General features: G+C 44.2%; 11 protein-coding genes. 6 read left to right on the top strand and 5 right to left on the bottom strand.

What is annotated here, in order from left to right; translation table 11 throughout:
* The first annotated feature begins 11 nt into the window (after positions 1–11).
* Positions 12–1,829: a SusD/RagB family nutrient-binding outer membrane lipoprotein gene (locus AABK39_RS06310; protein ID WP_338394071.1), complete on the top strand. Its 1,818-nt coding sequence runs from the start codon at positions 12–14 to the stop codon at positions 1,827–1,829.
* A 112-nt stretch (positions 1,830–1,941) separates the two neighbouring features.
* Positions 1,942–2,964, top strand: coding sequence for a hypothetical protein (locus AABK39_RS06305; RefSeq protein WP_338394070.1), 1,023 nt, complete (start codon positions 1,942–1,944; stop codon positions 2,962–2,964).
* Positions 2,965–3,009: 45 nt separating this feature from the next.
* Here AABK39_RS06305 and AABK39_RS06300 read toward each other — a convergent pair whose 3' ends face one another.
* The gene (locus AABK39_RS06300; protein ID WP_338394069.1) at positions 3,010–5,457 is read right to left on the bottom strand and encodes a hypothetical protein; all 2,448 of its coding nucleotides are present in this window, start codon (positions 5,455–5,457) and stop codon (positions 3,010–3,012) included.
* A 435-nt stretch (positions 5,458–5,892) separates the two neighbouring features.
* Here AABK39_RS06300 and AABK39_RS06295 point away from each other — a divergent pair, with 435 nt between their 5' ends.
* From AABK39_RS06295 to AABK39_RS06285, 3 genes are all read left to right on the top strand, one after another.
* On the top strand, positions 5,893–7,473 hold the full coding sequence (locus tag AABK39_RS06295; protein WP_338394068.1) for a DUF4836 family protein: 1,581 nt from the start codon (positions 5,893–5,895) through the stop codon (positions 7,471–7,473).
* 44 nt (positions 7,474–7,517) lie between these two features.
* A complete protein-coding gene (locus AABK39_RS06290; RefSeq protein WP_338394067.1) occupies positions 7,518–8,114 on the top strand; it encodes an ABC transporter ATP-binding protein in 597 nt (198 codons plus the stop codon).
* 78 nt (positions 8,115–8,192) lie between these two features.
* Entirely contained in the window at positions 8,193–9,377 is a 1,185-nt protein-coding gene (locus tag AABK39_RS06285; protein WP_338394066.1) for a hypothetical protein, read from the top strand.
* A 24-nt stretch (positions 9,378–9,401) separates the two neighbouring features.
* Here AABK39_RS06285 and AABK39_RS06280 read toward each other — a convergent pair whose 3' ends face one another.
* Entirely contained in the window at positions 9,402–10,193 is a 792-nt protein-coding gene (locus tag AABK39_RS06280) for a metal-dependent hydrolase (protein ID WP_338394065.1), read from the bottom strand.
* 41 nt (positions 10,194–10,234) lie between these two features.
* Positions 10,235–10,846 (bottom strand): PH domain-containing protein, encoded by a 612-nt coding sequence (locus AABK39_RS06275; RefSeq protein ID WP_338394064.1) that lies wholly within the window; start codon positions 10,844–10,846, stop codon positions 10,235–10,237.
* Between the two features lie 77 nt (positions 10,847–10,923).
* Between AABK39_RS06275 and AABK39_RS06270 the strand changes: the two genes are divergently transcribed.
* Positions 10,924–11,991, top strand: coding sequence for a hypothetical protein (locus AABK39_RS06270; RefSeq protein WP_338394063.1), 1,068 nt, complete (start codon positions 10,924–10,926; stop codon positions 11,989–11,991).
* Positions 11,992–12,051: 60 nt separating this feature from the next.
* Here AABK39_RS06270 and AABK39_RS06265 read toward each other — a convergent pair whose 3' ends face one another.
* Positions 12,052–12,687, bottom strand: coding sequence for a hypothetical protein (locus tag AABK39_RS06265; protein ID WP_338394062.1), 636 nt, complete (start codon positions 12,685–12,687; stop codon positions 12,052–12,054).
* A 251-nt stretch (positions 12,688–12,938) separates the two neighbouring features.
* Positions 12,939–15,089 carry a TIM-barrel domain-containing protein gene (locus tag AABK39_RS06260; RefSeq protein WP_338394061.1) on the bottom strand — a complete coding sequence of 717 codons (2,151 nt, stop codon included), beginning with the start codon at positions 15,087–15,089 and terminating at the stop codon, positions 12,939–12,941.
* Positions 15,090–15,144 lie beyond the last annotated feature (55 nt).

Raw genomic sequence — 15,144 nt, 5'->3', positions numbered from 1 at the left:
TGTCCGGAAAAATGAAGATAAACAAACTCCTTTGCATCGTATTGGCCTGCCTCTCGGTATCGAGTTGCAGAACTTGGGATGAGGAATTCAATATAAATCCCAATGAGCCCACTTTCTCGGAAGGAACTGTTATTCCTCCTGAGCTGTTCATGGGCAACATGATAGAGAAAGCCTTGGATCGTGGCGCTTGGAATGGTATGAGCACCACCATTCTCAATGTGATGACGGCCGTAAGCCGGCACACCGGAAAAACCCGAAGCCTTAGCCAAGGAAACCGCCACCGTTCGTGGCACGACTTGGACGGCAACATCTGGCACAAAGCTTACAACGCCCTGGCCGACGTGAAAAACATGCGCCGCGCCGCCGAGCTTTCGGGCGACAACCGTTATTTGGCTATAGCTTATATTTGGGAAAGCTACCTTTCCTACACGCTCACGACGCTTTATGGCGATATACCGTACTTCATCCTTCGCGACGACAGCATTATCGAAGTGAATCGATATGATAAGCAGAGCGATATTTATCCGGCTATTTTGGAGCGCCTAGCTTCGGCCAACGAGCTGATCACCGCCGATATGGATAATGTGGACGCTCAGAAAGATTTCATTTTCACCGGCGATATTCAGAAGTGGAAACGCTTCGCAAACAGTCTTCGCTTCCGTATGGCCCTCTATATGGCCGACGCTGATGAAGCCACGGCCAAGACTATAATGAACGAAATCGCGTCAAACCCAAGCACGCATCCCGTTTTCGGATCAAACGATGACAACTGCATGCTTACCTACGACGGAAACCAGCGTTTCTCGACATTCTACACTTCAAGTTCGGGGTTATTCAGAGAGCATGCCGTGAGTAATATTCTTATCGAAAGATTACTCTCGCTTAAAGACGCCCGGATTTACTCGTACGCTCACCCCGTAAAGAAGTTCCACACCGACGCTAACATGTACATTGTGCCTAGCAATCCAGGTCCAGACAAATACGTGGGGCACATGTACGGAATCACTACAGGCAACAGTCACGCTGCTTCGTGGAATATCATAAACGATACGGAGCACGCCATCGACTATTCCTCTTACATAGGCGAGCATTTCCGCCCGATGAACAACGACTTTTCGCCGTTGCCGAAGGCCTCCACTTCTCCGCTTCCGTTGGCTACATATTCTGAATTGAACTTCAATATGGCTGAAGCCGCGCTTAGAGGTTTTATCAGCGGTGACGCCAGAATGTATTACGAAAACGGCGTAAAAGCTTCGCTTAACGAATACGATAGCCAATGGGAAGGCGACACTCGCTACGATGGCGCTTACCTGGAAACAGGCCACGCAAACGTAGACGAGTATCTGGCCCAACAGCAAGTAAGCTGGGACGGCGGTCGTGACCATCGCCTGTTGGTGGCGGAGCAGAAATGGATCGCATCGTTTATGCTCGGTTTTGAGCCTTACATCGACCACCGCCGTACGATGTTGCCTCCGTTGCCCGCCTCTAGTGGAACCTTGCGTTACCTCTCTAGCGGCAGCGGACAGTACTACCCGTCCAGAACCGCCTACCCGGCCGACGAAGTGGGCAAAAATCCCGAAGCCTACGAAGCCGCACGCGCCGAATCGTTTGATATTCCGATCACCGGCGACAACAACAGGAACTTGGCCAAAATGTGGCTGTTGAGCAAACAGCCCGCCGACCATCTCCTCTGCCCAATATTCAAGGAACCGTTGAAAAGCGACGAGGAGTATCCTGGACAAGCCAATTTCAAAACTTGGTACGATAACAATTGGAACAAGATGTTCTGGTGGGAAAACGGCGATGAATTGCCAAAAACATTGCCTTAAAATTTCACTTGCCAGCTTATATACAGGGGCACCGGCATTTCTGGTGTCCCTCTCCACTAAACAGCCATTCCTTTCGTTTTTTTAACATCAAAGGAATATAAACCGTAAACCCATGAAAAAATCTTTACTAACGGCTTCCGTCGCCTTACTTTTGGGAGGCGCTTTTTCCGCCTGCCAAAACAATGCGGATATTGAGGGCGAATTGCAACCGTCCGCTAAAATGGCCAGCCAAACCCAAAGCCTACAAGCGCCCTCGCCTGGCAATTACAAACAACTTGTATATCACCACGCTCCGGTCCATATCCAAGACGTGGACCGCACCGGAAAATACGCCGTTTACGGCCTTTCGGACTACGTAACCGCCTTGGATTTCGACGGCGACTGGAACTCGTCCAATAACTGGAATAACCTCAGTAGCAAGGAACAATGCAGAGCTGTTTCGTATTATTCCGTTACCGAAACCGAAACCCACTACTTTATCCTTTACACATTCTTCCACCCTCGTGATTGGACAGATATTTTCTTCCTTTATAATCTGGACCAACACGAAAATGACTTGGAAGGCTCATTGCACATTGTCAAAAAAGACTCTTCGCCCTTTGGTACGCTCCAAGGTTGCGTAACAGTCTTCCACAGTGATTTCTACTCATACAAAACCGTAGGAAGCAGACTCAAGGATGGACATGAGGATATCGACGGTACCGCCGGATACGAAGTGTATGACGGTGCCAGCCGGATTATCACCACTCAGGAAGCCAAAGGCCACGGAATGAAAACATATCCCGACCAAAAGCCCGGCGGTGAGGATTACATCAAATACTACCCGAGTTTGACTGTTTCGGAGTATCCCGAAAGCGCCTACGATCATAATGTAAAGTATAAACTGGTTGACATTTTCGAACCGGGCGGATTCTGGGACCATCGTAACGATCCTAAATTCATGATCAACGCCTCTTACTTCCCGAATACCTTTACCAAACGTGGTTCTGCAAATCCGCCATGGAGCTGGAATGACGGCGATGACGATCTTTCGATTCACGGCGCCATCGCCAGAGACCCTGCTGCGCTGGTTAAGCACTACTTCTCCAATTTGGGAGATTTCAGCACTGAGTACATTCACAATCCGTACAAATAATAAAACCTTCACATGAAAAAAGGCGCCCAGTACCGGGCGCCCTTTTTACAACCCCTCATCAGAGGCGGACATTTCCTCATCTCTTAACAGTCTTTCACGCAATTTTCCTTCGTGCGCTTTCGCCACTTCAATAAGAACTTTAAACATCCGAAACATCACCCCCACTTCTATTCCGTAGCCCGGAACGGTAAATGCCGAAGCCTCATCCAGCATTTCCTCATAATCCATTATCTTCAAACAGGCCTCTATCATTCCTTTATCAAAATGCCTGGAGTTCTCCACTCCCAGTTTTCGATAAGAATACTCCCCTTCTCCGCAAAGCTTCTTTGTGAACTCCACCTTGCCCCCGCCTTCTTGGATATATTGTCCGAACACCGTTTCCAACAAAGTCCTTAAACCCGTCCCGATATCTTCGAAGAACATCCTAAGTTCCCTTTCATTCCGCATCGGATCCTGCATTTTTTGATGCATCTCCCACCAGTTCCACATTACCCGCATTCCACCGTAAACGAAAGGCGCTACAATCTTGGCCAAGCCTTCCAGATTGATCTCGTGATGAGTGGCGTACACCCTTTGGTCTTCCCCCAACACCAAATTGTGACCCGATACACCACGCATCACCCTGCAGTCATTGCCAAACATCATATCAAAAAGGAAAAGCTCGCCCATAGCCTCCACAAAACGAGGATTCTCGATTACCGAAGCGCCTTCGTCAGGCAGTCTCTTTATAATTTTACCCGGTACTCTTTCCGCTAAAATCGCCGAAGAGTTCCCGCTCTTTTTCGATTTCTCAAAACTAGTCTTAAACTCGGTGAAGCTTGTGGGATCCATTTTAGAAAACACGTCGCACAAATAAGTAATCTCCGGCGAATCCAACGGCAATGCTCTAGTGTTCGGCGATAAAACCCGGGAGCCCATCACCCTTAGCAGATTGCTTGCCATCGCTTCCTTCTCCGGAACCGCCACGCTCGAAGCGTATTGTTGAAATTCCAGGTAAAAATCTTTCCCTGCGGAATCACACATTTTATAATTATGCCGATAATCACTCCAATACGATTTCCCAAATGTAAAATCGCCTTGGGCAAAAGTCGGTTCCCCCTCAAAATCATTTCGTAAGGTCTTCGGCCTTGACAATTCGGTCCCGCTAGCAGAACCAACTTGTGGCATATTAGCCAAAGCAACAGCCCGCTGTCCTTCCATCAACTTCCCAACAGCCAGGACCCTACGGCGATCCAAACCGGAATGGAACTTCGGCACACTCCGCATTTGCGGAAAAAACGGAGCCCTACTAGCCTCTTTCTTTTCCGGCTTGCTAGTCTCATAATCCGAAGCCGGATAACAGGTCGCCATACCGCCAATTTCCGGCTCCAGCACCAACAATTCTTCCGTATCGTCCGGCGTGTACACTTTCGGCTCGTGCGTTACTCTCAACGGCAAATCCCGTTCTTTCCGAATTCTATTCTCATAGCACATCTCCGGCATCAAAGCGCCTTGCGACGCCAAAACCGATTCCAGAATATTGGCCATATGAAGAAACGAAGGCAAAAACATAAAGCCTTTCTCAAACCTCTGCGTAAAGTCACTATACCCCGCTTCTGGGTCAACACGGACAAAAGGAGCGCCCATATTATCCCATGAAAAGGCCTTAAACGTCCGTAATTCACCCCGACTTGCTTTAGGCTTGGTCAGCTCGGCCATCGATATCGACTCGGGTAAGGGAGTCATTGGCTCAAACTTCATCTTTAACATTTCATCCAAAGGCAAAGCTTCCGTAGCCGTTCCCTTCGGAAGATCCCGAACACTAGCTCCCGTTGAGAAATACGTCCGCCTTACCCTGCCCAGCAATTCCCTTCCCGCCTCGGATTCCATCAGCCGAAACAGGCTTTTCTGCATCAGGTTATTCAGTCCGTTGTCCTCGGACCAATGCCTAGGCACAGGTACCCAATTCTTCCCCCGCACACCTTCCCACAGCTCTTCGTTCTCACGCTTACACGCCGCTTGTTTTTCTATCGCCAAAGGGTCGTAAGGCGAAAACTCGGGAGCGTAATTCGGATCCATTTTGTGCTGGGCCAAAAAACCGTAAACCCGAGCGCTTTCCAACGACATATCTTGCATCAAGGCCATAATGGCCTTAATGTCCGTAAGCAAACTGAAATTCATCGTCGTCACCGGATGCTCGGCAATCCAGCCGTAAGCCATCCGCTCAAGCCTATAAATGTAATGGGCCAATAAATGCAACGACTCTTGAAGACCGGACCAGTCTTTTAGATTCCGTTCATAACACTCCCCAAAAGACCGGATTGTCTCTCTATAAAAATCATCCAACAACGTTCCGATATCATCAAGCAAAGTGTCTTCCCTATCACTTCTTAGCTTCTCAAACCGTTCTTTGTTCAGCAACGCCTGCGCCACACCTGTCCCGGGAGGCATTTTGGATTTGCCTGTCGGGTTTTCCTTACGGATAGGTTTTGTGGAAGGGCGAGAAGACCACATATACTACGACCAAGGTTCGAGACGGTTTCTCCGTTTACAACCTTGTCCAATAAGCCTTAGTTACAGACACCAGAAAAAATATCCCGTTAATGCCAGACAACCCGATTTACCGAAAAGACAGCGCTCCAGACTTCTTATCAGGAAAAACAACCAACACTAAATACATTCATATTTTATTTGAAAAATATACCTATATTTAATCCTAAAATTAGCGAACGTTTCGGCGATAAAAGCTAAATAGCGAAGCACGAAAAGAGTTTATGATTCTTCGATTAAAACGATGAAAAATAAAACCATTTAAACAGGCTCAGATTAATACGACCGGATCAATTTTAATCTAACGCTTAAAACGAAAAATAGCGTCGCAAACAACGCATAACCGGAGATAAACCGGATACTGTTTTTTAGAATTTTTTATTGCTTATCCATATTTATATGAAAAATCTACGTTTACTCAGCTTAGTTTTCTGTGGAATGATAGTGGCGTTTTTATCGTCATGTTCCGAATCTCCGAAAACCCTCGACGCCATACCAAAAGAAGCGCAACTCGTAGCGGTGGTCGATGGCTACGCCCTGACCCAAAAAGGCGAACTGGACAAACTCAATGAATTGAAATCGGTTCAGGCGGCTTCCAAGGAAATAAAAAACGAAAGCAAAAGCGCTTCGAAACTCGTCGAAAAAGTTCTGGAGGATCCGAAAACCACGGGTATCGACCTACGCAAAGAGGTTTTGATTTATTTGACTTCTAACGAACCTTCGAATCAATTTGTCGGTATTACCGCCGAACTTTTTGATGATGGGAAATTCAAAACTTTTATCGAAGAGGCACTTAACGAAACCAAAACCTCCGATTCTATCCTGCAAAAAGGACCTTATAATATTATAACCAACGGAAGGGACTATACACTAACTTGGGATGGCGATAAACTTCTTTTCCTTGTGGCCCAGTCATACAAAAGCAGAAACACTTTGCTGGAAAAGGCTGACGAGTTTATGAAACTCTCACCGGGAGATAACATTTCGGCTAATAGTAGTTTCAAGAAGTTTTTTGAAAATAAAAAAGATCTCAGTCTATGGTTAACGGGCGGGCTATTAGCTAATGGCAGAGAATTCGCTCACTTGAGAAAACAACTCGGCGATAATTTCGCTGATAATAGCGCTTCGTTTTTCCTTAATTTCGAAAAAGGGGCCATTAGGGCGCAGGTATCAGTAGACCTTACCTCGGAAACGAAAAAACGATTTGAAAAATTCAATATCGGAGGTGGCAAATTCGACAGAAAGCTTTTGGCCTATTTCCCTGAAACTACCTACGGGCTGATTTCAACCTCGATGAATACCGAAGCCTATTATGACAACATGATGGAGCAACCGGAAATAAAGAATGTAGAACCTATGGTTTCCGTGGCCACAGGCGTACCGCTAAAAGATATTATCACGAACTTTAAGGGAAACATGGTTTTAAGCCTTAGTGGCATGGAAGAAAACGGCTCGGATTTCACTCCGTATATGGGGCTGGCCATGGATTACGAGAAAAAGGAAATCATCGAAAAATTGCTCGAGAAAGTTCCTGGCGGTATGCTCCAACAAACTGACGGATATTATAGCTTACCTATTCCCGGCAAATTCCCCGTTTATATGGCATTGGGAGACAAAGCCCTACTCGTAACCACAGATCCAGCCAGCCGTGACGCATTTACCGGAACTAAAAAACTGAAAAGAACATTAGCCGAAAACAGCGCACGCGCCGATAAAATTGAAAACAACAACACTTACTTATATTTGAATTTGAACACCGCCGAGTATCCTGAGAATTTCCGTACCCAGACCATGGGACGCCTTAATTCGAAAGAACAAAAAGCTATGGATATCTGGAACGGTTTAATGGAAAATATAGAAATCACCAATTCAAACGTCACTTCCAGTGAGGTTGTTTTTCATATGAAAGGAGACGAAAATAGCCTGCGCGAAATCATTAAGGCTTTGGATGAAAATTATCTTCTTTTCGCATCGATGTAATTAATAACATGACGATCGAATTACAAAAAATCACACCTACATATATGTCTGAATCCGAAGTATCGGGTTCAGACATATTTCTTAAAAACTCCGTGGTCTTCCATTCCGGAAAAAAATATTTGGTAAAAGCCCGTTCCGGGCGCGGAAAATCATCTTTGCTTAATTTCATTTACGGAACCAACTCAAACTATAACGGGAAAATCATTTTTGAAAATGAAGTAATTGGTTCTACCAATTTCCACTTCAGAAAGAACCGTATCAGTTATATTTTTCAAGATCTTAAGCTTTTCGATCAATTAAGCGTATTCGAAAATATAGAATTGAAAAATAGAATAACAAATGAAAAATCGGCAGAGGAAATCGATTCGCTTATTAAAGCCGTACAACTTAACGGTAAACGAGACCAAAACCTAGGGTCCCTATCACTTGGCCAAAAACAACGTGTAGCCATAATACGCGCGCTTTGCCAACCATTCGATTTTTTGCTTTTGGACGAACCCTTTAGTCATCTCGATCCGGAAAACATCAGAATATTAACCGAAATAATTAACCTGGAAATAAAAAAAAGAAACGCCGGACTGATTCTGACTTCTTTGCACGACGAGTATTTTTTCGAATACGATCACACACTTCATTTATAATCGAAACAACGACCATATTCGATCCTGCTCTTTATCCAGTAACTTTAGCCTTATTCTTCTCATCAGCTTTCACACGCCATGCTTTTCAAACTCCAGAAGAAAACCCTTTCCATAATTCAAATTGCCGGTTACGCTCTTTCCCTTTTTTTCGGATTATGCGTTATTCTTCTTTTCTCGCAATTATATCTGGATCTGAAACCTCTGTTAAATCAGGAATCGAATGTCTTTAAACAGAAAACCGCAGTTGTAAGCAAAACGGTTTCGGCCTTTAAATCCGTCGATAAAAGCAGGCTATACTTTAACGAAAAAGAACTCAGCGAATTAAAAGAGCAGTCATTCGTACAAGCTATTTCGGCATTCAATAACGCAACATTCCGAATCAAGGCCACATCTCCACAGCTGGCTGGCGGACCGGTTTTCACCACCGATTTATTTTTCGAAAGTATTCCGGACCAATATCTCGATGTAGAAAGCCCCGAATGGAATTGGAAAATAGGTAACGATTTCATTCCCATTATTATCCCCGAAAACTATATAAACCTTTATAATTTCGGTTTTGCGGAAAGCCAAGGGTTACCGGTAATTTCGAAAACTACCGTTTCCGAAATTGAATTTACGGTAAGTATTTTTGGAAGAGGGAAATCAAAAAGATTCAAAAGCCGTATTGTAGGTTTTTCTGATAAGATCAACTCAATTCTAGTACCCGAAACATTCCTTAATTGGGCAAATAAAAATTATGGTGAAAGGAAAGAAAGTAAAACCAGTAGGCTGTTAGTCGAATTCAAAAATATAAGCGACGAATCCGTTGCCCGTTTTTTCAATGAACACAATTACGCCATCAACAAAGCCTCTTTGGAACAAAGCCGATTGCTTTTCTTCTTTAATTCCATATTCTATTTCGTCTTTTTCGTAGCCGCTTTAATCTTGGCGCTTTCATGCGCTTTTATCCTTCTGAGCGTACATTTGGTTATCCAAAAAAACAAAGAGACTATTCAGAATCTATTTTTCATTGGTTACGAGATCCGGCAAATCGCTTATTTCTACCGTATCCTTATCAGTGGCGTTACACTAATATGCTTTGTATTCGCTACCGTTTTTTGTCTATACATCAGAAATCAATACTTGAATTACTTCAGAAACACCTTGGAATTCCAAACTGGGTCAGGAAAGATCGTTTTGATTAGTTTTATTCTTTGCGCCGTTTTTATTCCGGTCTATTATTTTATCGTCGGAAAGTATATTCGTAAAACTGTTTCTAACTGATTTTATATCAACTGGGCACGTTCTTCAAAAATTCAATTTTATCTTATTATCCAAAGCCACCATCCACGTATAAATCCTTTTGCCCAGAACCTCACGTTGTATTTCTTTCGATTTCTTTTCGCAAAAGGCGTATCCGTGTTTCTTTGACGCCACATTAAAATCGTAAGCCCGATTGGTAATTTGCCAAACAGACAGCGTAACACCCAATACAAAAATCGATAAGCAAAGCCTTCCTGCTTTGAATTTCATAATACTGGACAAAGCCAATATCAATAAATTAAAAACCACTATGGCAGATATAAAAATAAAGACATCATAATTATTCCACCACCATATCTTTCCCCATCCGCCCGTGTATTCCACCGAAGGCCAAAAGAAATTAACTCCTCCCCACGATGCACTAGGAGTTGGCATATCTTCCAACAAATGAGCCCAATAACCCAATACGAAAACAGTGAGTAAGGAAATGGTTTTTCGTATTTGCTTAATAGTCGGAATTTTGATTTTAATTACCGCAACTATCAAGGCCAGTATACATAACAAAACAATCGGCGCTAATAACGAATGCATAAAACCGTGATGGGAATACCAAAACTTAGCCGAATAAATATGCTTACCGGAATTTTCCAATTGAAAAAAGGGACCAAAATACTTATCGAATTTAGACCAAAGACTAACGGTATCCACATCAGGGAGAGCTCCGGCAAAACCACCGGCCAAGATATATTTTGATTTCATAAACCAAGATTTTTTCGAAAAACCCGCGGCCACAGTCCCCACTGCCAATCCGGTCATTGTATGTGTAAGGATATCCATATAAAAGAAGAGGGTGTAGCTTCCGCCACACCCTAAATCACTCAGTTATTGATATATTTCTCGAAAACTTCTCCGAAGTCCTCTCTATTTAGCTCTGTATACTTGGCGACTTTCCATTCGTATGCATACTCGTTCACGGCTTGGAATTGATCCTTATTCACATTAGATCCAAAAGCCCCTTTCAACGAAGCCATCGAAATTCCCAAACTTTGATCGGACATCTCCAGCTTTTCCCCGTTTGTTTTTTGAATTGAAGCAATCTGGATCAAACTCTTATAAAGATCCTTTAACTGCTCCAACTGTTTTTTATCAACATCAATGCTGAAGCCCACATCGTTAAGGTTGAACTTTATCTCAACGTCTAGGTCCACATTACCCGCCGTTTCCAGCAAAACAGTAGTAAACCTATTATTCTTATACGAATAACGTTTCAACATTCTTTTGGAACTTACGGCTGATGTTCCGTCCAAATGAATCAAAGCAGTATTTGTGAAGCAGTATTCATCCGTTTTCGATTTAATCAAAAAATAGATCTTCTCATCATCCTCGTGCATCACGTAATCATCCGACGCCACCTTATCGTAGTCCTCAGGACTTATGATTTTTCCGATATCACTCAGACCCATTACGTCTGAAGCTAATTTCTTAAACATATAATTATATTAATAATTAAAAATTCATTCTAATATATTAATTTACCGTCATCTTAAACAGAAAAACCCTTTTAATAATGCCACTATCTAAATCAAAACTATCACAACTTATTCGCTCAATATTTCTTTTTGTCTTCTTATGCGTAATCGTTCTATCTTCTTGCGGACCAAATGCCAATGACCGCACTTTTACGGGAAAACGAGTCGGGAATGTCGAAATTGGGCTTTCGAAATCCGTAGCGCTCGAACGCTTAAAAAGCTTTACTGTCAAGGAAATGAAAGGATACAAAAAGCCCGATTCGTCTACAGAATATTATGAAGTCCTTAATGGGAAAAAACGGGCAATGATCCTTTTGTTTGAAAACAATACGCTTAGAGCCATCAAATTATTTTCGAAGAAATACTACACCAAAAACGGCACTCTATCCACTGCGCTTACCACTCAGGATATTTATGACAGAGGATATCGATTAAACGCCGTTGGACTGGAAAAAAACAGCGCATACGGTAGGTGCGAAGTGTATAAGAAGAATAAGGTCGAACGGGGGTATGCTCCTTTGGAAAAAGGTGCTATGCCTGTAATTAAGCTTACCTCTAAAGGAAAGCCCGCCGCTTTTTCAAAAGTCAAAGCCTTTTATATCGGTGATTCATTCAGAATGATTACTCTGAAAGAAGAAAAATATAACAAAATGGATTTCGGGACACTTACGGGCCAAACTTATCTAAATGATAAATTCAATCTGGAAATATCGTTTCCAGAAAACTGGACGCCAAATGCTACCAAAAAGGAAGTGTTGGGAAAGGTTTCCGAATTACTGTTCGCTAAAAACGAAAACGAGGAAACGTTTTTGTTAATTGCCGAAAAAATCCGAAGCCAAAATATCCGTTCGGGAAAGGATTATTTCAATCACGGAAAAGAAACCGGAACAATCAAAAAGCTCGGTAAAATCGAAGAGGTCAAAATAGCTGGTAGGGTTTTTCATAAAGCCCCCGTAGTATTGCCTGAAAATAAAAAAGCGCTGATGTACGCTACCTATGAGCCAAAAGGTAATTTTGTGTTATTGCTTAGCGGTAAAAACAAAGACAATAAACAACCGAAAGATTTTGAGAAATTGGCTAGTTCAATGACCCTGATATTGAAATAGAAAAAAAGGCCTTTTGGATTTATTCACCAAAAGGCCTACTCTCTTATTTTAATTCAAACTCTATTTCTTCTCCATCTTGTATTTCGCAATCTCTTCGGCCGTCATCCAATGCATTCCAGACGCCGGTGCCGCGTTGATCGTGAAATAATAAAATTCCTCCGCATCGGCCTGCGAAAAGCCAATCGACATATAATAATCGATATAAGGCTGATGGTTTGCGTGGCCTTTCGGAAAGTCCGATGCGGATACGGAATTGCCGTTACCATCCGTGCCGCCCCAAGAATGAACACCGATCTTGGTATTGGCGCCAATAGAGCGCTTAACACCCGCCAGAAAAAAATCCACTCCGCCTGAAGCAATCGTTCCGTTATCCAACAATTCAGTACTGATGCCTTTCTGGTGCACTTTTTTTGAAAGTTTCAGGTTGGTCTCGTCATCCGAAGAGCCGTTGCAGTTCACGATCTGGATCTTATTCACATCAGGATAATCTTTGGCCATCGCCTCATAGTTTTCCAACGATTTGCTGTTGATTTCCCCATCCATTTTAGCGGTTTTTCCGTCCGCTGTCATGGTGAAAATTCCAAAACTCGTCCGTTTCGGGTCCGAGTCGTCATCGTTATCACTGCCACAGGCGAAAGTCATTACCAACGCCACAATCATTCCCCATCGTAAAACCTGCTGAGTCACTTTTTTCATTTCCTTATAATTTGAAATACAACTACTCCCACTCGAAAACACCTTTGCGTTTTTGAGCTGTTTTCGTTCACTCAAACCCGGAAACAAAAACGATGGTTTGCAGAAAATCAGAATCAGTTTTCTGAAGTCGGTCAAAAACAAAAAAAGCCCCTCCAAAAAAACAGAGAGGCTTATAACAGTCACAGAATCAATATACCCAGAGATGGATTTCCGCATGACTAGCGATTGCATGCGGAGGGTTCCACATCCGTTTATTTTGTCATGAAAACCCAGTTTATTTTTCCGTACTGGTTTTTCTTTCCTTTAATCATTTTGGCTTTGCCACGGAGCTTTCCTTTTTTGTCTTTGGTAGTACTCAACAGCATCTGCGTATAATTTCCTTTTTCGTAATCGAAAGTCACGCCATCGTCATCGTACAGGGTGTAAGCGCCCGGCTCTTTTCCGTAAACCCGAACTTCCAGCGGAAGAACCTCTCCCGGCTTTTGGGCGCGGAGTTTAGCCTCGGTCATCGGGATGATTCCGCCTTCACGAACGTATACCGGAATATGATCGAGTCCCGGCTTGGCCGTGATCGTTTGGTTATTGCCTACAAATTCGCCTGTGTAGAAATCATACCAATTTCCTTTCGGCAAAATCACTTTTCTTTCTTTCTCTCCGGCAAACAACGGCGCAACCATCAGGTAATCACCCATCATATACTGGTCTTTCACCTCCTTGCGCTTGCCTTCGGCGTAAGGGTTTTTCGTGCCGTCAAGCTTGCCTTCGGCCTTGGCGTCCAAATCCGGGAAGAAACCTTCAGTCAACTGCATTGCGCGGAACGGAGGCGTTCCCTCGAAGTAATATTGGGCGAAAGTGCTGTAGAGATAAGGAATCATCTGCATACGCAACAGCGCAACGTCTTTTACCTGCTCATAAACCTCAGGGTAAGTCCAAGGCTTCGTGCCGTCGGCCCAAGCGTTCAGCATGGCGAATGGCGAAAAACAAGCCGTCTGCATACGGCGCAACCACTCTTCGCCCGTACGCGAAGCGCGCACTTCCGGCGTCCACAATACGCCGATAAAGCTACTGTTACAAAGCGCTGTGATAAAGTCTTTGTGGTTGTAGTAATCATTATAAATCACGTAAGGAAAACGCGAGGCGCCGGCATTTGAGGCGCGTACAAGGCCGTATGTCCGCTGGTTCTTTTTGCGGAACATATCCGTAGTCATTTTCTGTACGAGTGTTCCGTAAACCTGACGCATCTGCTCGCCGTCAAGACCGGAAGGGAACCGCGCAAAGTCAGGCCACAACCACACGTCGTAACCGTCCACTTCGTCGATTTTATAGCCGGACACCCCGATATCGATATGTTCTTTGGTGAAAAGGCTATCAAAAAGCTCGTTTGAGCGAGGCAGAGTCAAATCAGGAACAATTCCGTTCCAAACCTTATGTGTTCCCGACACTTTCGCAAACTCGTCGAAAGTAGAGGCTTTTTCTGCCACGTACGGATTAAGCCACAGGTTGAGGCGAATACCGCGGTCGAGCATTTTCTTTGAAAACTCTTCAGGGTTCGGAAAACGACGAGGATCCCACTCAAACGTACATGGATACGAAGCCGTGTGCCAGCCGGGCTCAAGCCCTACGAAACTAAGCGGGAATCCTTTCTCGTCGAATTTGTTCACTTCCTCTTCCACGTCCTTGTCAGAGAACAAAGTCGGCGTGCGGTGAGTAAAGCCCAATCCCCATTTCGGAGGGATAAAACCACCGCCGTTAAAGAGGTTATAACGCTGAACGGCATTCATCATCGTAGGCCCGGCAAATACGTAAATCTCCGTACCCGGCGCACCCAGCATCATTTCGATTTCTTCCGAACGCGGACGCGAACTCCATCCATTACGGGCATTTCGGTCAATTTCCTTCGGAGGATTTTTGTGGTCGGTACGGGCCGTAAGCCCAACATGCGTTTTGATATAACGCGCCGAGTTGATCAACACTCCATAACCGTTCGACGACACGTAGAAAGGAACCGGAGCGTGCGTACGCCCGTTGTCTTTTCCGCCGTAATGGTCCACATGCAGTTCCATCACCTGGCCGGTGTGGTTCATTCTTTTAAAATTCAGACCAAGACCATACACCAATTCGTCTTTGGCCAACGGCACTCGCAAATAAGTTTTTCCGCCGATCAGCTCGGCTTTGACCTCATTCAAAACGGCCGGAAAATCTTGCGAAGGCATTCTGTTCAGCGCCTCTTCCCTAGGCTTCGACTCCGCCGCTTTCAGCAAATCGATCGCCTCCGGATTTCCAACCACTGCTTTCCACACGCCGTTGGCTACCGGCTCCCAAGTAATGATGTCGATTTTCTGCGCCTGCGCCGATACGGCAAAAACCAAGCACAAAAAGAACGATAGAATTTTACGGTTCATAAAAATTTATTTTATCAGAATTGTAAAGCTTACTCTCTTCCCAGTGACGATTATC

Source organism: Fulvitalea axinellae (assembly GCF_036492835.1).
Classification (GTDB): Bacteria; Bacteroidota; Bacteroidia; order Cytophagales; family Cyclobacteriaceae; genus Fulvitalea; species Fulvitalea axinellae.
This window is presented reverse-complemented; position numbering and strand designations above follow the sequence as displayed.

Coding starts and splice junctions, on each gene's coding strand:
- AABK39_RS06310 (WP_338394071.1), top strand. CDS start 12: ATGAAGATAAACAAACTCCTTTGCATCGTATTGGCCTGCCTCTCGGTA.
- AABK39_RS06305 (WP_338394070.1), top strand. CDS start 1,942: ATGAAAAAATCTTTACTAACGGCTTCCGTCGCCTTACTTTTGGGAGGC.
- AABK39_RS06300 (WP_338394069.1), bottom strand. CDS start 5,457: ATGTGGTCTTCTCGCCCTTCCACAAAACCTATCCGTAAGGAAAACCCG.
- AABK39_RS06295 (WP_338394068.1), top strand. CDS start 5,893: ATGAAAAATCTACGTTTACTCAGCTTAGTTTTCTGTGGAATGATAGTG.
- AABK39_RS06290 (WP_338394067.1), top strand. CDS start 7,518: ATGTCTGAATCCGAAGTATCGGGTTCAGACATATTTCTTAAAAACTCC.
- AABK39_RS06285 (WP_338394066.1), top strand. CDS start 8,193: ATGCTTTTCAAACTCCAGAAGAAAACCCTTTCCATAATTCAAATTGCC.
- AABK39_RS06280 (WP_338394065.1), bottom strand. CDS start 10,193: ATGGATATCCTTACACATACAATGACCGGATTGGCAGTGGGGACTGTG.
- AABK39_RS06275 (WP_338394064.1), bottom strand. CDS start 10,846: ATGTTTAAGAAATTAGCTTCAGACGTAATGGGTCTGAGTGATATCGGA.
- AABK39_RS06270 (WP_338394063.1), top strand. CDS start 10,924: ATGCCACTATCTAAATCAAAACTATCACAACTTATTCGCTCAATATTT.
- AABK39_RS06265 (WP_338394062.1), bottom strand. CDS start 12,687: ATGAAAAAAGTGACTCAGCAGGTTTTACGATGGGGAATGATTGTGGCG.
- AABK39_RS06260 (WP_338394061.1), bottom strand. CDS start 15,089: ATGAACCGTAAAATTCTATCGTTCTTTTTGTGCTTGGTTTTTGCCGTA.